The sequence below is a fragment of the Mycobacterium botniense genome (genome assembly GCF_010723305.1).
Lineage (GTDB): Bacteria > Actinomycetota > Actinomycetes > Mycobacteriales > Mycobacteriaceae > Mycobacterium > Mycobacterium botniense.
In genome coordinates this window covers 1,348,177-1,367,387 of record NZ_BLKW01000004.1, presented here as the reverse complement: position 1 = coordinate 1,367,387, position 19,211 = coordinate 1,348,177, and the positions used below count along the sequence as shown (strand labels likewise).

General features: G+C 65.3%; 15 protein-coding genes and 1 pseudogene. 5 read left to right on the top strand and 11 right to left on the bottom strand.

The window, feature by feature from the left end; all coding sequences use genetic code 11:
* Nucleotides 1–27: 27 nt before the first annotated feature.
* From G6N08_RS16335 to G6N08_RS16325, 3 genes and pseudogenes are all read right to left on the bottom strand, one after another.
* On the bottom strand, nucleotides 28–1,488 hold the full coding sequence (locus tag G6N08_RS16335) for a nitrate/nitrite transporter (RefSeq protein ID WP_163758971.1): 1,461 nt from the start codon (nucleotides 1,486–1,488) through the stop codon (nucleotides 28–30).
* Between the two features lie 131 nt (nucleotides 1,489–1,619).
* Nucleotides 1,620–2,121, bottom strand: a pseudogene (locus G6N08_RS16330) (CPBP family glutamic-type intramembrane protease); the annotation flags it as partial.
* Between the two features lie 101 nt (nucleotides 2,122–2,222).
* Nucleotides 2,223–4,601, bottom strand: a complete 2,379-nt coding sequence (locus G6N08_RS16325; RefSeq protein ID WP_163760761.1) for a phosphoketolase family protein — start codon at nucleotides 4,599–4,601, stop codon at nucleotides 2,223–2,225.
* Nucleotides 4,602–4,856: 255 nt separating this feature from the next.
* On the opposite strand from G6N08_RS16325, the gene G6N08_RS16320 reads away from it, so the two are divergent.
* Both G6N08_RS16320 and G6N08_RS16315 read left to right on the top strand, forming a co-directional pair.
* Nucleotides 4,857–6,329, top strand: coding sequence for an acetyl-CoA acetyltransferase (locus G6N08_RS16320; protein WP_163758970.1), 1,473 nt, complete (start codon nucleotides 4,857–4,859; stop codon nucleotides 6,327–6,329).
* 120 nt (nucleotides 6,330–6,449) lie between these two features.
* Complete coding sequence (locus G6N08_RS16315; protein ID WP_163758969.1) at nucleotides 6,450–8,576, top strand: NAD-dependent epimerase/dehydratase family protein; 2,127 nt, start codon at nucleotides 6,450–6,452, stop codon at nucleotides 8,574–8,576.
* 14 nt (nucleotides 8,577–8,590) lie between these two features.
* Here G6N08_RS16315 and G6N08_RS16310 read toward each other — a convergent pair whose 3' ends face one another.
* Both G6N08_RS16310 and G6N08_RS16305 read right to left on the bottom strand, forming a co-directional pair.
* The gene (locus G6N08_RS16310; RefSeq protein ID WP_163758968.1) at nucleotides 8,591–9,823 is read right to left on the bottom strand and encodes an NAD(P)/FAD-dependent oxidoreductase; all 1,233 of its coding nucleotides are present in this window, start codon (nucleotides 9,821–9,823) and stop codon (nucleotides 8,591–8,593) included.
* A 91-nt stretch (nucleotides 9,824–9,914) separates the two neighbouring features.
* Nucleotides 9,915–10,640 (bottom strand): DUF72 domain-containing protein, encoded by a 726-nt coding sequence (locus tag G6N08_RS16305; RefSeq protein WP_163758966.1) that lies wholly within the window; start codon nucleotides 10,638–10,640, stop codon nucleotides 9,915–9,917.
* A gap of 174 nt (nucleotides 10,641–10,814) precedes the next feature.
* Between G6N08_RS16305 and G6N08_RS16300 the strand changes: the two genes are divergently transcribed.
* Complete coding sequence (locus G6N08_RS16300) at nucleotides 10,815–12,092, top strand: ATP-binding protein (RefSeq protein WP_163758964.1); 1,278 nt, start codon at nucleotides 10,815–10,817, stop codon at nucleotides 12,090–12,092.
* A gap of 35 nt (nucleotides 12,093–12,127) precedes the next feature.
* Here G6N08_RS16300 and G6N08_RS16295 read toward each other — a convergent pair whose 3' ends face one another.
* Together G6N08_RS16295 and G6N08_RS16290 are read right to left on the bottom strand one after the other, a co-directional pair.
* Nucleotides 12,128–13,135 carry a cytochrome d ubiquinol oxidase subunit II gene (locus tag G6N08_RS16295; protein ID WP_163758962.1) on the bottom strand — a complete coding sequence of 336 codons (1,008 nt, stop codon included), beginning with the start codon at nucleotides 13,133–13,135 and terminating at the stop codon, nucleotides 12,128–12,130.
* Complete coding sequence (locus G6N08_RS16290) at nucleotides 13,132–14,487, bottom strand: cytochrome ubiquinol oxidase subunit I (protein ID WP_163758960.1); 1,356 nt, start codon at nucleotides 14,485–14,487, stop codon at nucleotides 13,132–13,134. Before G6N08_RS16290 ends, G6N08_RS16295 begins: the two co-directional genes overlap by 4 nt.
* 335 nt (nucleotides 14,488–14,822) lie before the next feature.
* Here G6N08_RS16290 and G6N08_RS20865 point away from each other — a divergent pair, with 335 nt between their 5' ends.
* Entirely contained in the window at nucleotides 14,823–15,053 is a 231-nt protein-coding gene (locus G6N08_RS20865) for a hypothetical protein (RefSeq protein ID WP_246216882.1), read from the top strand.
* A 41-nt stretch (nucleotides 15,054–15,094) separates the two neighbouring features.
* Here the strand turns inward: G6N08_RS20865 and G6N08_RS16280 are convergent, their stop codons facing one another.
* From G6N08_RS16280 to G6N08_RS16265, 4 genes are all read right to left on the bottom strand, one after another.
* A complete protein-coding gene (locus G6N08_RS16280) occupies nucleotides 15,095–16,339 on the bottom strand; it encodes an alpha-hydroxy acid oxidase (protein WP_163758956.1) in 1,245 nt (414 codons plus the stop codon).
* 140 nt (nucleotides 16,340–16,479) lie between these two features.
* Entirely contained in the window at nucleotides 16,480–16,959 is a 480-nt protein-coding gene (locus tag G6N08_RS16275) for a nucleoside deaminase (protein ID WP_163758954.1), read from the bottom strand.
* A 44-nt stretch (nucleotides 16,960–17,003) separates the two neighbouring features.
* The gene (locus G6N08_RS16270; RefSeq protein ID WP_163758952.1) at nucleotides 17,004–17,540 is read right to left on the bottom strand and encodes an alkyl hydroperoxide reductase; all 537 of its coding nucleotides are present in this window, start codon (nucleotides 17,538–17,540) and stop codon (nucleotides 17,004–17,006) included.
* A gap of 8 nt (nucleotides 17,541–17,548) precedes the next feature.
* Nucleotides 17,549–18,136, bottom strand: a complete 588-nt coding sequence (locus tag G6N08_RS16265; RefSeq protein ID WP_163758950.1) for a peroxiredoxin — start codon at nucleotides 18,134–18,136, stop codon at nucleotides 17,549–17,551.
* 102 nt (nucleotides 18,137–18,238) lie between these two features.
* Between G6N08_RS16265 and G6N08_RS16260 the strand changes: the two genes are divergently transcribed.
* Nucleotides 18,239–19,183: a hydrogen peroxide-inducible genes activator gene (locus tag G6N08_RS16260; RefSeq protein WP_163758948.1), complete on the top strand. Its 945-nt coding sequence runs from the start codon at nucleotides 18,239–18,241 to the stop codon at nucleotides 19,181–19,183.
* Nucleotides 19,184–19,211: the final 28 nt, after the last annotated feature.

The window sequence follows — 19,211 nt, the reverse complement described above, 5'->3', positions numbered from 1 at the left end:
AGCCGGGGGTCAGGGCGCGTAGCCGGGTCAGGGGTCGATCCGCCCCGCTACCGCCGGCTGCGCTAACCCGCCGGCATCGCCGGGCGCGGATAGCGACGCGGACCGCTGACCGATCCCCGCGGCGGTAACCGGCCAGACCGCGAAGGGACGACGCACGTACATCCACCACGTGACCAGCGCCGCGACACAATACAACGCCAGGAAAACCCAGAACGCCGCTGTTTCTGACCCGGTGCTCTGGTAGGACTGCCGTAGCACGAGGTCGATTCCGACCCCGCCGAAGGCGCCGGTTGCGGCGGCAAACCCGAGCAGCGCACCTGACATATTGCGGGACCAGTGGCGGCGTTCGGGTTCGCTGAAGCCCTGCGTGTGACTGCGCGCTTCGATGACCGCCGGGATCATCTTGAACACCGACCCTTTGCCGAGTCCTGCCAAGACGAACAAAACGATGAGGCAGACAATATAGCTGACGATCGTGGCCGTCGTGGTGGGCCCCGGGGTGTGGTCATCGTGAGTGCTGACGCCGGCCAGCGCACCCGTTGCGCCGATCATGCCGATGAAGACCGCCAGAGTGACACGGCTCCCGCCGAAGCGATCAGCCAGCCGCCCGCCGTAGATGCGGGCCAGCGAGCCCAGCAGCGGCCCGATGAACGCGAATTCGGCGGCGTGCAGTGATGCTTGCGCGGCGCTTTGCCCACCCTCAACAAAATTGACCTGTAACACCTGGCCGAACGCGAAGGAGAACCCGATAAACGTGCCGAAGGCACCGACGTAAAGCAGCGCGAGCACCCAGGTATCAGGCACGCCCATGACCGAGCGCATGGTGGTCACCTCGATGCCGTGCTCCAAGTTGTCCATCAGCAGCGCAGCCGCGATCGCGACGACCGCCAGCAGCACCAGGTAGACCGCACAGACCCAGTAGGGCTGGCGATTACCGGCGATTGCGAGTACCACCAGGCCGACCACCTGAACGATCGCCACCCCGAGGTTACCGATGCCGGCGCTGACCCCCAGGGCCCAGCCTTTGAGCCGTTGCGGGTAAAACGCGTTGACATTAGCCATCGACGCCGCGTAGTTGGCGCCGCCACATCCGGTCAGTGCCGCACAAATCAGATAAGCCCACAACGGCAGACCGGGGTTTGCCAGCAGCACGATGGTTCCGACGGTGGGAATGAGCAGCACCAACGCCGAAAACGTCGTCCAGGTGCGGCCACCGAAGGTCGCGATGCCCAACGTGTAGGGGATACGCAGGCAGGCGCCCGACAGCGTCGCGGTCGCCCCCAGCAGCAGTTTATCGGCCGGCGAAAATCCGTATACCGATTGCGGCATGAACAGCACCATTACCGACCAGAGAGCCCAGATCGAGAAAGCGACGTGGTCGGAAGCCATCATGCACAGCAGGTTGCGCCGCGCAATTTTCTTATTGCCGGCCTCCCATGCCACAACGTCCTCGGGATTCCAATCCACGATCCGGTGCGTGCGGCCCACATAACCTCCTCATTCACAACGGCCGCCGATCAAATTAACCCACGAACCCCCTGCCGTTCGTATCGGTAGCTGTGAGTTGGCGGTGAATCTGGGCCACCCAATCCCGCCGCTCAGGTGGTCAGGTGCCACACCACGGCGGCGGCCAGCGCCCCGACGGTCCCGCCGCCGAATACCCGCGTGAAGCCGACGTTGCGGCGGGTCAGTCCCAACGATGCGGCGATGTGCCAGAGCCCGAAAAGCAACGAACCCGCCCCAGCGACACCGCGAAATCCCCAGGCTCGTTGCAGCGCCCCTTGCGGTGCTGCGAAACACCAGCTCCCCGGGTATGACGGTGTGTAGCGCAATAATCAGCAGTGAGGCGATCAGCGCCCCTGACAGCGTTGCGTAGTGAGTATTAAGGGTGAGTACAGCCCATCCCGGATTTCCGGTGCTCACGGACCAGGCCCAGCTCAGTGCACTCTAAACCATTGCACTGCAACAGGATTACCAACCCGATTGCTGCCGCGGCTACGTCGCGATACCCGCCCATGCGGTGGTGAAATGCGCAATCAGGTTTGCCAGCTCCAGGACCACGACGACAACTGCGACGTCGACGTCGGTTCTGAACCGGTGCAGCGCCGAGAGCTGCCACATCAGCGGGTGCGGTTCACTTACCATTGCACCCTGGTCACAAGGTATTTCAAGGTATGTTACCCACACCGACGAGTTGTCTCGTTCCCGTCACGTTGTTCCGCTCACTCGACTCCCCAGGCCCACCCTGAAATTTGGGGGTCATCTTCACCGTGTTCGCGGGTGTAACTGCGCGCGGCAAGACGAGCGTCGACCATCCGCTGACGAAGAACCGCAGCGCGCGAGGCCAGCCCCGGCACCCGGTCGATGACATCGATCACCAGATGAAAGCGGTCCAGGTCGTTGAGCATCACCATGTCGAACGGTGTCGTTGTGGTCCCGCGTTCCTTGAAGCCGCGCACATGAATCTGATGGTGATTGGTGCGCCGATACGTCAGCCGGTGGATCAGCCAGGGGTAGCCGTGATACGCGAAGATAACCGGTTTGTCAGACGTGAACAACGCGTCAAACTCCTTGTCCGGCAAGCCATGCGGGTGCTCTGATGGCGGTTGCAGGCGCATAATGTCGACGACGTTGACCACCCGCACTGCCAGATCGGGCAGTTCGCGTCGCAGGATGTCGGCGGCGGCCAGTGTTTCCAGCGTCGGGATGTCTCCGGCACAGGCCAGCACCACGTCGGGTTCACCGGTCGCCGTGCTCGCCCACTGCCAGATGCCCAGCCCGCGGCTGCAGTGCGCGATCGCGGAGTCGATGTCGAGGTAGGCCAGTGCAGGCTGTTTGCCGGCCACGATGACGTTGACATAGTCGCGGCTGCGCAGGCAGTGATCCATCACCGACAGCAGCGTGTTGCCGTCCGGCGCAAGATAGACACGCACCACCTCGGGGCGCTTGTTGGCGACGAGATCAATGAATCCCGGGTCCTGATGCGACGCCCCGTTGTGATCCTGGCGCCACACATGAGACGTGAGCAGGTAGTTCAGCGACGCGATCGGTCGCCGCCACGGCAATTCCCTACTGGTAGAAAGCCATTTCGCGTGTTGATTGAACATCGAGTCGACGATGTGCACAAATGCTTCGTAGCAGTTGAATACACCGTGGCGACCGGTTAACAGATAGCCCTCCAACCACCCCTGACACAAGTGCTCGGACAACACTTCCATCACTCGCCCCTCGGCCGAGAGATGATCATCACCGTCGACTGTGTCAGCCAACCACGTTCGGTCCGTCGCCTCGAACACCGCACCGAGCCGGTTTGACGCGGTTTCATCGGGACCCATCAGACGGAACCGGTCCGGGTTACGACGGATGACATCCCGCAGATATCTGCCCAATACCCTAGTGGCTTCGTGTGTTTCGGTTGCCGGGCGAGACACCGGCACCGCATAGTCCCGAAAATCAGGCAGATCCAGGTCGCGCAGCAGCAGCCCGCCGTTGGCGTGCGGGTTCGCGCTCATCCGGCGATCACCCGTGGGTGCCAGCGCCCGAAGTTCGGGCCGCAGTTTGCCGTTGTCGTCGAACAGTTCCCGGGGCCGGTAACTGCGCAACCACTGTTCAAGTTGCTTGCGGTGCGCGGGGTTGTCACGCGTTTCGGCGAGCGGCACCTGATGTGATCGCCAGGTGCCTTCAACCTGGTTGCCGTCGACTACCGCCGGACCGGTCCAGCCTTTCGGGGTGCGGAGCACGATCATCGGCCACACCGGTCGCTCCCTGCGCTCGCCGCTGCGCGCGGCACGTTGGATCGCCTCGATATCGTCGAACGCTTCGTCAAATGCAGCGGCCAACTGCTGGTGTACGCTGGCGGGCTCATCACCGGCGACGGTGATGGGCCGGTAGCCGTAACCACGCAGCAGCGACTCCAACTCCGCGTACGGCAGGCGGGCCAGCACAGTCGGGTTGGCGATCTTGTACCCGTTAAGGTGCAAGATCGGCAGCACAGCCCCATCACGCACCGGGTTGAGGAATTTGTTGGAGTGCCAGCCAGCGGCCAGCGGACCGGTTTCGGCTTCGCCGTCACCAATCACACAGGCCACCACCAGGTCGGGATTGTCAAACGCGGCGCCGTAGGCGTGCACAAGTGCGTAGCCGAGCTCACCTCCCTCATGAATCGAACCTGGTGTCTGGGCAGCAACATGGCTGGGGATTCCGCCGGGAAAGGAGAACTGCCGGAACAGCTTGCGCAGTCCTTCGGCGTCTTCCCCGATCCCGGTGTAGACCTCGCTGTAGGTGCCTTCCAGATAAGCGTTGGCGACGAGTCCGGGTCCGCCGTGACCGGGTCCGGTGATGTAGATGATGTTGGCGTCGCGGTTGCCGATGATGCGGTTCAGGTGGGCATAGATCAGGTTCAGCCCCGGGGTAGTGCCCCAGTGCCCCAACAACCGGGGTTTGACGTGCTCCGCTGCCAGCGGTTCGGTCAACAGCGGGTTGTCCAGCAGGTAGATCTGGCCGACCGACAGATAGTTGGCGGCTCGCCAGTAGGCGTCGATGAGGGCGAGTTCGCGCTCGGATAGGACTGCCGGCACCGGTGCAAGGGTATCTGCGTTCATCTGGCTCATTTGGCTCATTGTGCGCGCCCCCGTAAACACCGCTTGGCACGAGCACAATGCCGATGTGACTGAACTCACGTGACCGGCAGGAATCCGTCGCCGAGAGCGCACTGAGCAGGATGGGCGCTCCGCCAAACACCACGCCGGTCACACCCGTGCGGGTCGAGCGCCCGGGACGGGCGCTAGGGCCTGAGGTGGCGCCGGGTTACGTTCGAGGTGTGTCGCTGCGTTGCCAGAGTCACGGAAGGTGAGCCCATGCCAACAGATCCGAAGACACCGGTGCTGGTCGGCTACGGCCAAGTCAACCAGCGTGACGAGACGGCTTATCTGGAACCGGTCGATCTGATGGCCGCCGCGGCCCGCCACGCCGCCGAGCCGCGGGTGCTGGAAGCTGTCGACACGATCCGCGTGGTGAACCTGCTTTCAGCGCATTATCGCGATCCCGGGCTGCTGCTGGGGCAGCGCATCGGTGCCGACAGTCCCGCCACCGGATACAGCGGTGTGGGCGGCAACGTGCCGCAGGCGCTGGTCAACCGGGCATGCCGGGACATCCAGGACGGGCGCGCCGGAGTAGTACTGATTGCCGGCGCCGAAACGTGGCGCACCAAGATGCAGCTGCGGGCCCGCGGCGGCAAACTGGCGTGGACGCGTCAGGACAAGTCGGTTCCGATGGCCGACGTTGCCGACGATGACGTGCCGCTGGCCGGGCCGGCTGAGCTGCGGATCGGCCTGGACCGGCCCGCATACGTATACCCGATGTTCGAGCAGGCACTGCGCATAGCGGCCGGTGAGCCGATTGAGGATCACCGCAGGCGTATCGGCGAACTGTGGGCGCGGTTCAACGCCGTCGCGGTGAACAATCCGCATGCCTGGATTCGCCAACCCCTCACCGCCGAGGAGATCTGGCAGCCCAGCCCTGCCAACCGGGTGATCAGCTGGCCCTATACCAAACTGATGAACTCCAACAACATGGTCGACCAGGCCGCGGCGCTGGTCTTGACATCGGTCGAGACGGCGGTTCGCCTGCAGATTCCCAGCGACCGTTGGGTCTACCCGTACGCCGGCACCGACGGGCACGACACCTACGCCATCGCCGAGCGCGACGAGCTGCACCGCTCTGCGGCCATCCGCATCGCCGGAGCCCGTGCGCTGGAACTGGCCGGACTGGGTATCGATGACATCGACTACGTTGACCTGTACTCGTGCTTTCCCTCCGCGGTGCAGATCGCCGCGGCCGAGCTCGGCCTGGCGGTCGACGATCCGGTCCGGCCGCTGACGGTGACCGGCGGATTGACCTTCGCCGGCGGCCCGTGGAGCAATTACGTCACCCACTCCATCGCCACCATGGCTGAATTGCTGGTGAGCCACCCCGGCCGGTATGGCTTGATAACCGCCAACGGCGGCTACCTAACGAAACACAGCGTCGGCGTTTACGGCACCCGGCCACCGTCGGAATTCCGTTGGGAAGACGTTCAGCCGGCCATCGACCGGGAGCCCACCCGCCAGGCCGTCATCGAGTGGGATGGGGTCGGCATGGTTGAATCATGGACGGCCCCGTTCAATCGGGACGGACAACCGGAGAAGGCTTTCCTGGCGGTACGGACACCAGAGGACTCGCGCACTCTGGCGCTGATCGCCGATCCCGCATCAGCGGCTGTGACCGTGCGCGAGGACATCGCCGGCGCCAAGGTCGCGGTCAACCCGGACGGGACCGCCACCTTGCAGTGATCACCGGCCCGGCGTGAGGCGCGGCGACCAGCCCAGTTCTCAGCTACATGTGCGAAGCCCCGCACAACCACACCAATGTGCCTATTGTCGAGGTAAGCACCGGGGGAGGTAGGAAACGCGATGCGGATCCTCATCACAGGTGTCACTGGGGTGGTCGGGCGATCAGTCGCACGGCAGCTTGTGGCAGCGGGGCACATGGTCAGCGGTATCGCACCGTATGGGCATCGCTGCCTGGATCCGGACGTCAACTTTGTGTGCACATCGCTGCGCGACCCGGTGCTTCAGCATCTGGCGGACGAGGCCGATGTGGTCATCCATCTCGCCCCAATCGATAATGACGCCCCGGGCAGTGCAGGCATCAACGGTGTTGTCCACGTGACCCATGCGGCGGCTCGGGCAGGTGCCCGGCTGCTTTTTTTATCCCACGCTGCCGGGCATCCGTCGCTCTACCGGCACGCCGAGATGCTGGTGTCCACCGGATGGGCGCCGAGCCTGATCGTCCGGGCAGCACCGCTGATGGGCCGGCAACTCGACTGGATGGTGTGCCGTACCGTGGCTACCCTGCTGCGCGCCAGGGTGTCACCGCAGCCGGTGCGGCTGCTCCATGTTGATGATCTGGTCCGTTTTCTGGTGTTGGCGGTCAATACCAACCGCACCGGTGCCGTCGATGTGGCGCCGCCCGACGCGACGAACACGTTCACGGCCTGGCGGCTGCTGCGCTCAGTTAACCCGAGACCGCGGCTCCAAGGTATTCGCAGCTGGACAGGGCTGACACCTGACATGGACCTTGCTGCGGTGCAAGAGCGTTGGGTGTTCGACTTCGGCTGGACAGCGTCGCAGGCGGTGGCGGACACCGCCCGTGGACTCGCTGGGCGAAGGCTCAGCGCAGCCGGCGCGGTCAGCGTGCGCGGCCATGTGTCGTTACCGGCCGAGGTGACACCGCGGTTGGCGCCATCCGACGGCATGCCCCTGCACTGTGCAGCACCCGACGGGCTGGAAGGCGAGTTCGACGACCGAATCGACCCCCGATTCCCGACCTTCAGCTGTACAGGTCTGAATCGGGCGCTGCCCGAGCCGCTGACCCCGATGACGCTGGATGTCCAGGTATCCGGCCTGCGCGCGGCGGCTCGGGTGATGGGTCAGGTGATGGCGCTGGACACTGTGGTCGCCAACGAGTGGGGGAGCAGAGCCCTCGCGGTGTTCGGTCATCGGCTCTACGCCGGGGTGTCAGTCAACATGGTCGCCGCCTCCCAGTTGCCCGGGTGGGATCTGCACGCTATCGCCCAGCAGGCCTGCAACGGACAACCACAGACTCCTGTCGTGCCTTGGGATTGTTCACCGCGAGCGGGCCGACTACGCGGGCCGCTCGCCAAGCCCCGGATTGTGGCACGCGCTCTCATGGTGTTGCGGCATCTCAAGGCTGACACGCGGGCCTACAGCACGGCAGCGATCGCCGAACACCTCGATCCGGCCCAGCTGGCCGCTCTGACCGATGCCGGGCTGCAGACACGGATTCGGATGTTGCGCGACCGCATCCACCAGGGCTGGATTATGACGGCGCTGTGGGTGATCGACTCCGGTGTCACGGCGGCAGCGCTCCGGCACAGCCGCACCGGCCAGATCAACTCCGTTCCGGGCATCAGCGCCATCGTGGAAAGCAGTCGGGTGGACGCTGAGATCGCGCCGCTGGCGGAAATCCTGCGCGCCGACCCGCGACTGGCGGCGATGGCGCGCGCCGGCGACCTCGGCAGCATCCGTGCCCGGTCCCCGGCGGCCGCGGCGGCTGTCGACGCCACCCTCACCCGGGTCGGGCACCGGGGGCCCGGGGAAGTGGAGCTCGCCAATCCGACATTCGGCGACGATCCGCTGATGCTGCTGGCGGCCGCGGCGCACTCCGCAGCGGCGCTGCCCCCGCTGGGCGCTCCGGAGCGGTCGACACTGCCGGGACGGTTGGCGACCAACTGTGTCGCATCCCGAGAACTGGCCCGTGACGCGACGATGCGGTTCACCAATGAACTCAGAACGGCACTGCGCGAGCTGGGGTCTCGACACGCGTGTGCGGACGTCATCGATACGCTCGATGACGTGTACTACCTGACCTGCGAGGAACTTTTGGCCATGCCGGCTGATGCCCGGTTGCGGGTGAAACGCCGACGCGCGGAACGGGAGCGTCTACAGGCGCTGCGGTTGCCCGGTGTCATCAACCGGGGCTGGGTTCCCGTGAGCCGCTGTCCCGCCGCTGGCTGAGCATGCGCCTGAAGTCAGCGCAGTAATTCCGAGAGCGGCGTCTGCGGGTCAGCCAGCCGGTCGGTGTCCACGGGGCGTTGCGAGCGGATCAGGTTTTTGACGTCGTCGAGCACGTCCCAGACGTTGACGTTCATCCCGGCCAGCACCCGGTTGTCGCCGTCGAGCCAGAAGGCGACGAACTCGCGGCCGGCGACGTCACCGCGGAGCACTACCCGCTGATAGCCGGGAGCGTGTCCGACATATTCCATCCCCAGCTCGTACTGGTCGGTGAAGAAATAGGGCAGTTCCGCGTATTCGGCTGGCCTGCCGAGCATCCCGGCTGCCGCGACAGCGGGCTGCTTCAGTGCATTGGCCCAGTGCTCGGTTCGGATGCGGGTGCCGAACAGCGGGTGATCGGCGGCGGCGATGTCGCCGACGGCGTAGATGTCGGTATCGCTGGTGCGCAGCGATGTGTCGACCAGCACGCCGCCGTCGCGCACCGATAAACCGGCTCGCTCGGCGAGTTCGATGTTGGTGTGCGCACCCACCGCCACCAGCACAATGTCGGCAATGACCGTCGAGCCGTCACGCAGCCGTAGACCGGTGGACTTGTCGTCGGCGGAAAAGATCTCGTCGACCTGCACGCCGAGCCGCAGGTCCACACCGTGGTCGCGGTGCAGCCCGGCGAATATGGCGCCGACTTCTTCACCGAGTGCAGTCATCAACGGTTGTCGGGTGGTTTCGACTACGGTGACGTCCACGCCGCGCTGACGGGCGCTGGCAGCGACTTCGAGGCCAATCCAGCCTGCACCCACCACCGCGAGCGAAGATGCTTGACCCAAAGCAGAATTCAGCCGCTGAGCATCGTCGAATGTACGCAGGTAGTAAAGACTGTCGGCATCGGCACCGGATATGGGTGGGCGCCGGGGCCGCGATCCGGTGGCCAACAACAGCTTGTCGTATCTGACGGTGCCGCCGTCGGCGACGCCGACCACGTGCGCGGACGGGTCGACCGAAGTAACACCCGTGCCCAGCCGCAGGTCAATGTCATGGTCGCGATACCAGGCTGAGTCGTGCACGGTGAAGTCGGGTAACGATTTCTTGCCGGCCAAGAATTCCTTGGACAGCGGCGGCCGCTCGTAGGGCAGGTGTTCCTCGTCGGCGAAGAGCACGATGCTTCCGTCGAAATCATTGTCGCGCAGCGCTTCTGCAGCTTTAGCCCCCGCAAGCCCACCACCGGCGATGACGATTGTGGTCGAGATTGACATGGCGGATGCTCCGTTCTGCGGTATTGACACACAAGCCGGGCCCGTGGGTGCGGCACCGCGGCGCAGGGCTTGGCTTCAGACTACTCGGCGCTCAACTCAACAGCTGGCGCAGCGCCAGGGCATTGCGGACAGCGTGGCCGTGCGGGTCATTATTGAAATACACCCAGACGTCCTTACCTTCGGCACGCCAGCGGGCAATCCGGTCGGCCCATCGGCGCAACTCGTCGGCGGAATAGGATCCGGTGTACATTTCAGCGGGGTCGGGACCGTGCATCCGGACATACACCAGATCGGTCGTGGTACGCGGGACGCAGGGCAGACCTGCACCACTCATCACGACATAGGCTGCCCGGCGGCGTTCCAGCAGCGCATAGACCGCCGGATCGTTCCACGACGGGTGGCGCAGTTCGACAGCAACCCGGATCCACGCAGGCAGACAACTCAGAAAGTAGTCGAGGCGGGCGTCGTCACGGTGCTGCCCGGGATGCAGCTGCACCAGCAGCACCCCGCAGCGATCACCTAAGGTGCGCCAGCATCGTTCGAATCGCTGCACCCAGGGTTCGGGGGAAGCCAGCCGACGGTAGTGTGTGAGCCCGCGATGAGCCTTGACCGACATGGTGAACCCCTCCGGCAGCTGGTTGCGCCACCCGGCGAAGCGTGATTCGGTGGGCCACCGATAGAAACTGGAATTGAGCTCTACGGTGTTGAACACCTCGGCGTAGCGGGCAAGCCGGCGCGCCGTGGACAAACCCGGCGGGTAGAGCACGCCGGCCCAATGGTCATACGACCAGCCGGAGGTGCCGATCCGCACGGTCACGGGCCGCTCAACCGCTCACCTCGCCGACCGACCGCATCAGGGCGGCGGACGGCTGCGCACAGCGGCGAGAATGCACAGCACCAGCAGTTTACGTGATGCGCAGGCCGGCGAGTCCCCCCTGTGACCACCCGCGGGGGTGGTCCGCTCGGCTCAGCTGCTGTGCAGCGTGTACGCATGCCCCCGTGGCGGCTTCGCGACTTTCACGCCGACGACTTGGACCAGGCGATTTCGGTGTGGGATCAAAGCCGTCATCCCGGTGAGCCTTCGCCGGTCTTCGCGGTCTCCGAGGTGGTGGCGGCGGCCAGGTCGGGGCAGCCCGCGGTGGTCGCCGTGGTCGGTGACGAGCTGGCCGGTATCGCGGTCGCCCAGTTCCAGGGTGAACGGGCATGGATCGTGACGGTGGGGCTGAGTAGCCGGTGGCGGAATCGAGGGATCGGCAGCGCACTGCTCGGCGAGTTGGAAACCCGGCTACGCAGCCTGGGCGTCCGGCGGATCGGTGCGCTGCTGCCTCCCGGAGGCGCCGGGACGACCGCGCTGCGCAACTCGGGCTACCACGAGCGTGGTGAGCTGGTGTTTTTTGAAAAGGTCGACCATAGCGGCGCCTCGGACGCCGGTCTGCTGGCCGAACTCGGCGCACAGGCCATGCCACGGGGCCTGTGGCAGGCGATGGCGGGGATGGAATCCGAAAAGCAGATCATTGACCGGCGAATCGTGTTGCCGCTGACAGAGCCGGACGCCGCTCAGCGGTACGGGGTCTCACCACCTCAAGCGGTGATTCTGTTCGGCCCCCCGGGTACCGGCAAAACCAGTTTCGCCAAAGCGGTCGCCGGCCGGCTCGGATGGCCGTTCGTCGAACTGTTCCCGTCACGATTGGCGACCCCGGCCATGGCCATGGCGGCCGCGTTGCGTGAAGCGTTCACCACGCTGATGGAGCTGGACGCCGTCGTGGTGTTCATCGACGAAGTCGAGGAGGTCGCCGGCTCACGTTCCGGGGGCCGGTCCGATCCCGCGCACGGCGTCACCAACGAGCTGCTGAAGTTGATTCCCGCGTTTCGTCAGCGCGACAACCGACTACTGATCTGCGCAACGAACTCGGTGCGCTCGCTGGATTCGGCATTCCTGCGGCCAGGCCGATTCGACTACGTCATTCCGATCGGACCGCCGGATGCGACGGCGCGAGCGGCGATCTGGACTCGGTATCTGGGTCCGGCGGCGGAGTCGGTTGATGTCGGGGCGTTGGTCGCTGCCACGGAAATGTTCACCCCGGCCGATATCGAGTTCGCCGCGCGCAAGGGCGCACAGTTCGGGTTCGAGCGCGAGATCGAATTCCGCCGCGGCGAGCCCGCCTGCACCAACGACTATCTGACGGCGGTCAACGAGACACGTCCGTCACTGACCGAGGCTGCGCTGGCCGACTTTTCCGAAGACATCGAGCACTACACCCGGCTGTGAGGCGCAGGCTTGCCCCCACACACCGGCGCGGCTGTTCAGCGCACGGTCCCCGGCCGCTGGCGCTGGAAGATCACAAACAGCCATAGCAGCGACGGAATCAGCACCAGCGCGCCGCAACCCAGCGCGATCAACATAGCTGTGAGGACAGCCCGATTGGCTGCAGCATCGCCGATGGTCACATCCGGGACGAGCAGGTAGGGGTACTGAGCAACGGCCCACCCCCACAGCAGGGTGCCCACAGCAAACGCTGCGGTCAGCCGTACCGCCAGATAACGGCGGGTCAGCAGCAGCAACAGCGAGGCCACACCCGCCGCTGCTGAGGCGATGATCAGGGGAAATGCGCGATGTGTCAGGCCGTGAAACAGACGTGGCGCGTCGGCGTGCAGCACCGCGACACCCCCGAGTGCCGCGACGCCCAGCACCGCACCCGTCGCCAGCGCCCGCAGCCGGAATGCGTCGACGAGCGCACTCTGGCCCTCACGCTGCGCGTCTGCGCACAGGTAGGTGGCCGCCAGATAGGCGGCCGCGCCGACCGCGAGCGTGCCGCCCAGTATCGAACTCGGGTTCCACCAGCTGTTGAGGAGGTCGCCGCGCGCCAACCCGGCCGGCACGCGGCCCGACGCGATGCCGCCGGCCACGGCGCCCAAACAGAATGGCGTGATCACCGAGGACAACGCGAACGCGGCGCCGAACAGCCGCTGCTGCCCGAGCTCATCACTTGCCTTGCGGAACGCGAAACCCGCGCCGCGCACGATAATGCCCAGCGCCACCAGCGTCAGCGGTATGTACAGGGTGGACATGACGGCGGCGAACACCGGGGGAAACGCGGTCCACAGCAGCACCAACACGAATATCAGCCACACATGGTTCGCCTCCCACACCGGGCCAATCGAGTGCTCGATCAGTGTTCGCTGCGCGCGGCCCCGTTCGCTCCCGCCGGCGAACAGGTCCCAGAATCCGCCGCCGAAGTCCGCGCCGGCGAGCAGCACGTACAGCGTCAGACCGATCCACAGCACACCGATCGACCAATCCGCCAGCGTCATCCGGCCTCCACCGGCTGTCGCGGTGCGAACATGCGGCGGCTGTGCGCCATGCGGCGCAGGACAAGGACCGTGCCCACGGTTAACAGCACATAGACCGCGCTCACGACGAGCAAGCTGGCAGCCAGGCCCGGCGCGGGATTCACCGCGTCGGCGGTTCTGAGGAATCCCCAGACGATCCAGGGTTGGCGCCCGACCTCGGTGGTGACCCAGCCGGTTTCCAGCGCGACGCAGGCGGCGGCGCCCGCGAGCGCTGCCGCCCGCAGGAACCAGCGGTTGCGGGGCAGGTCGCGGCGCCGCCACCACGTGACGCCAAGCCAGGCGACCAGCAGCAACAAGGCAAAGCCGCTGCCGACCATGAGGTCGAAGGTCAGGTGCACCACGACCGGGGGGCGGGCGTCGGCGGGTGCACTGTCCAGGCCGGTGATGACGGTTTCGGGGCGGAAACCCACGAGCAGTGACAAACCGTCCGGAATCTTCAGGCCGTAGCGCAGCTGACCATCGACGGGAAACCCGCCGATCGTCAACGGGACATGCGACCCGGTCTGGTAGACGCCTTCGATCGCAGCCAGTTTGATCGGCTGTTTGGCGACGAGGAAGCGGGCAGCGTAATCACCGGCGACGATCTGCAGCGGGGTGACGATGGCGGCGGCAGTGAACGAGACCAGAAACCCGAGTCGGTGGTAACGGTCACGCCGGCCGCGGAGCAGCCCGACCGCGTAGACGCTTGCCATGACGAAACCGGACACCATAAACGCGGCCAGGATCATATGGATCGTCTCCGGCGGGGTCGCCGGATTCAACATCGCGGCATACGGATCGACGGCACTGACGTGGCCGTCCCGCAGGGCAAAACCGCGCGGCTGGTTCATCCACGCGTTCGCGCTGACGACGAAGAATGCCGAGGCAATGCCCGCGACGATGACCGGGATGCCGGATACCAGGTGAGTACGGGCCGGCAGACGGTCCCACGCGTAGAGGTAGATGCCGAGAAATATGGCCTCGATGAAGAACGCGACACCCTCGATCGCGAACGGCAGGCCGATAACTTGCCCGTAGCGGCCCATCATCCCCGGCCACAAAAGACCCATCTCGAAGCTCAGGATGGTGCCCGACACCGCGCCGACCGCGAAAAGCACCCCCATGGCCTGAGCCCACCGACGCGCCAGCAGCCGGTAAGCGTCGTCGCCGGTACACCAGCCCCGCCACTCGGCGAAGAGCGTCAACGCGGGCATCCCGACGCCCAGGCAGGCCAGGATGATGTGCCAGCCCAGCGAGATCGCCATCTGCTCACGCGCCGCCACCAGGTCCAGCGGCGAGGCGGCTGAGGCGAGCAGCGGACCGGCCGACGACATTGCTGGGGTGACCTCCGGGCATCTCGGTTTTGTCTCGACGGTACCGGCCGCGGCTGGCCCCGGCACCGCCGCACGCGGATGGCCACCGACCACACCGCCAGATGCACACGACAGCGCGGGCACGCGCGCGCCACATCAGCCGGACCTCAGCCGCCGGTTGCGATCGGCGGAAACGGGTATACGCGAGCTGCTGGGATAAGCCCCGGCCGGGTCCCGACCGTCAAGGAGCGCTCCATGTTTTTGCACAACACCGCGATGATGTACACCGTGCGGGTTGATGAGCCCAATCCCGCGTTCGCGAAACTGCTCTTGGAGCAATTCGGGGGCGCCAGAAAATGTTCGAAGCCGCGCTGGCGGCGATCGAAACCAACTTCCCGCCCGGCAAGCTGCCCGGCACCGAAACATTGGGCCACACCTACATCGCCGACTCCGGGAACTTCGGTGAATCGGGCCGCGACAGTGCCGCCAACACCGAGGGCTTTGATCTGGCCGAGGCCAACAGCTCCTGGGGATTCACGCTCGACGATAAGCCCACCCGACACGCCTCCGACCAGCACGTGCAGTAGCCGAAAGCCACCTGCGCATCCCGGGCGCACCGGCCCGCCACTCAGCGAGAAGCCGGTGAAATCGGCAGCAGCCGCCGCAATTGAGTCACATGTTTCGGCGACAACTCCTCCAGGCAGGTCACACCGAGCAGCCGCATAGTCCGGGTCAACTGTCCGGAGAGAATCTCGATGGCGCGGTGCACACCTGCTTCGCCACCGGCCATCAGCCCGTACAAGTACGCTCGCCCGACCAGTGTGAACCGGGCCCCCAGCGCGATGGCAGCGACGATATCGGCCCCAGACATGATGCCCGTATCCAGCAGGATCTCAGTGTGCTTGCCCACTTCGCGCGCAACCGAGGGCAATAAATGAAACGGGACCGGAGCCCGATCGAGTTGGCGGCCGCCGTGATTCGACAACACTATGCCGTCGGCCCCTGCATCGACGACCTTGCGGGCGTCCTCGAGCGTCTGGATCCCCTTGACAACCAGCTTGCCCGGCCACTGGGTCTTGATCCAGGCCAGATCCGCAAACGTCACGCTGGGGTCGAACATGGTGTCCAGGTACTCGCCGACGGTGCCGGGCCAACGCTGCAGGGAGGCGAACGCCAGCGGCTCGGTCGTCACCAAATCGAACCACCAGGTGGGGTGCCGCAGCGCATCGAGGACCGTCCGCGCTGTCAGCGCCGGCGGGATCGTCATCCCGTTGCGGATATCGCGCAGCCGCGCCCCGGCGACCGGCACATCGACGGTGACCATCAGCGTGTCAAACCCCGCGTCCGCAGCCCGTCGCACCAGTGCCATGGAGCGGTCGCGATCACGCCACATGTATAGCTGAAACCATTTGCGGCTCTCCGGAATTGCCGCTGCAACATCTTCGATCGAAGCGGTACCCAAGGTGGACAGCGAAAACGGGATCCCCGCTGATGCCGCCGCTCGCGCGCCGGCGATCTCGCCCTCGGTGTGCATCAGTCGAGTGAAACCGGTCGGGGCAATCCCGAAAGGCAACGCTACCGGCTGGCCGAGGACCTCCCATCCGGCGCGTACCGTCGTGACGTCGCGCAAAATTGATGGGTGAAATTCGATCTCACGAAACGCTTGCCGGGCACGTTCGATCGACAGCTCGTCCTCGGCAGCGCCGTCGGTGTAGTCGAATGCGGCCTTCGGGGTGCGCCGCTTAGCGATGCGCCGCAGATCGTGGATGGTCTGTGCGGCCTCCAGGCGTCTCCTGCGGTTGAATCGAGGCTTGTCAAACCGGATCAGCGGTGCCAGGTCTCGCAGTCGTGGCACCCGCCGGTTGACCGTCATCGAGTGATACCCTCATCCGCCCTGCCGCCTCGCTTATGCTGAGGCGTCGCCCGTGTGCAACTCTAGGTGGCGCGGCTCGATGTCGCCCACGAAACCGACGGGATGGGCCTGCCGCTACATCGCGTACCGGACCAGACGGCTCACCGTTGATATTTGGCCGCGTACAACGACTTCAGTTCCTCCTCGAGCGCAGGTGCCGGGCCGTCGACCACGGCCTTGGGCGCCACCGTGGTGATCGGCAGCGGCGCCACCGGAGGTGTGGGTGCGCGCCATTCCGCAAGCCAGTTGTTCAGCTGAGCGGCTGACGTTGCGTAGACAATGCGTCCCAGACCGACCCAGGCGTGGGCGGCCGCGCACATGGGACAGTGTTCACAAGACGTGTACACCGTCGCCCGAATCCGACTGACCGGAGCCACATTTACTGCGGCCCAACGGGCGATGGCGAATTCGGGATGCTGGGTGAGGTCCCCGTTGCCAGAGCGGTTGCGGCCTTCGTAGAGGGTTCGGCCCTCGTCGTCCACCAGGACTGACCCAAAAGGTGCGTCTCCGGCGTCGAGCGCAACACGCGCAAGTTCAACACAGCGCCGCAGATAGTCGAGATCGATCTCGCTGATGGCCACGAAGGCCAAGTCTAGTGTTCAACCCGGCGCCGGCAGCGTCATGCTCAGCCGGCAGCGGCCAATGTTTGGGCAGCGGTGATCGCCTGCGCCACACCCGCGACGATCGCGGCGACTTTCAACGCTTCCAGAATCGTTTCCCGGTCGACGCCTGCTTCGCGCAGTGTGTGCTCGTGGGCGGTGACGCAGTCGGGGCATCCGTTGATCGATGACACTGCGAAGCACCACAGCTCGAAATTCTTTTTGTCCACGCCGGGGTTGGCGATGATGTTCATCCGCAACCCGGGCCGCAGGTCGTCGTACTGGCCCGCGAGGAAACCCCGGCCGCGGTAGAACACGTTGTTCATACCCATCACCGAGGCGGCGCCCAGCGCCGCATGATAGGCCTCAGCCGACAGAATGCCGACCGCTTCGGCGGCAATTTCGGCCAGCACCTGTGTGTTGCGGCTGGCCGCCGCACTGGCTAATAGGGTGCCCCACAGCTGCTCTTCATTGAGCAGCGTGGTGCGTGTCACCGAGCCGAGGTTGAGTTTGAGGTCTTTGGCGTACTCCGGCAGGGCATCCTTCAGATTCTCGACGCTCATCGCCCCCCCTACGCCGAAGCCTTCAGCAGTTCAGCGGCGTTGAGGGTCGGGTCGCCCTTGCGCCAGTTGCAGGCACACAATTCGTCGGACTGCAGCGCATCCAGCACCCGTAGCACCTCGTCGACATTGCGGCCCACTGAGCCCGCGGTCACCGAAACGAACTGAATCTCGTTTTCGGGGTCAACGATGAAGGTCGCACGATCGGCGACACCCTCGTCGTTGAGCACACCGGTGGCGGTGACCAGCTCGCGCTTGATGTCCGACAGCATCGGAAACGGCAGGTTCTTGAGGTCCTCATGCTGTGCCCGCCAGTGGAAGTGCACAAACTCGCTGTCAACCGAAACGCCCAGTACCTGTGCGTCACGGTCGGCGAATTCGTCGTTCAACCGGCCAAACGCAGCGATTTCGGTGGGGCACACGAACGTGAAGTCCTTGGGCCAAAAGAACACCACACGCCACTTGCCCGGGTGGTCATCGCTGCTGATGGTGGTGAAGTAGTCGCCGGGTTGTTTGGCGTCGATCTTCGACAGGTCCCCGGGCACCAGCGCGGTCAGGCGGTAGGCGGGGAACTGGTCGCCGATGGTCAACAGCGCCATATCACTCCTCGTCGAATCTGTTGGTGGATCGGGCTTTCACCCTCCATAGTGCCGAAAACGAACTTTGAATTAAAGGTGATATATCCCACTATACTAATAGGTATGTCCGATAGGTGTTATCAACCGACCCTGGCCGGGCTACGGGCATTTGCCGCAGTGGCGGAAAAGCAGCATTTCGGCAGTGCGGCAAGCGCTCTGGGCGTCAGTCAGTCGACCCTGTCACAGGCGCTGACAGCCCTGGAAACGGGACTGCAGATGCAGCTGGTAGAGCGGTCGACCCGGCGGGTGTTTTTGACGACGGAGGGTAGGCAGCTGCTGCCTTACGCCCAGGCCGTGGTGGAGGCGGCGGCCCGTTTCACCGCAGCCGCCGCGGGAGTGTCCGATCCGCTGCACGGCAGCATACGACTCGGGCTGATTCCGACGGTGGCGCCGTATGTGTTACCGACGGTGCTCGCAGGACTGACCGAGCGGCTACCGGCGCTGAGTTTGCGCGTAATCGAAGACCAGACCGAACGGCTGCTGACGGCGCTGCGCGAAGGGCGATTGGATGCCGCGTTGATCGCCCTGCCGGCCACCACCAGCGGAATCACCGAAGTACCGATCTACGAGGAGGATTTCGTGCTGGCGCTGCCGCCCGGGCACCCCCTGTCAGGTAAACGGCGGGTGCCTGCGGCCACCCTGGCACATCTGCCCTTGCTGTTGCTCGACGAAGGTCACTGCCTGCGCGACCAGGCGTTAGACGTGTGCCGCAAGGCAGGCGTACGACCCGAGGTGGCGAACACCCGCGCAGCGTCGCTGGCGACCGCGGTGCAATGCGTGACAGGAGGACTGGGGGTGACGCTGATCCCACAGACCGCGGTGGCCGTCGAAGCCGCACGCAGCCGGCTCGGTCTGGCCCAGTTCGCCGCGCCTCGTCCCGGGCGGCGGATCGGACTGGTGTTTCGCTCTTCGAGCGGCCGCGAGGGCCCGTATCGACGACTTGCCGGTATCATCGGCGAGCTGATCAGCCACGATCAGCAGGTGCGCCTTATCAGCTTGAGCGATTAGCCGGCGATTCGCACCCGGACCGGCCCCC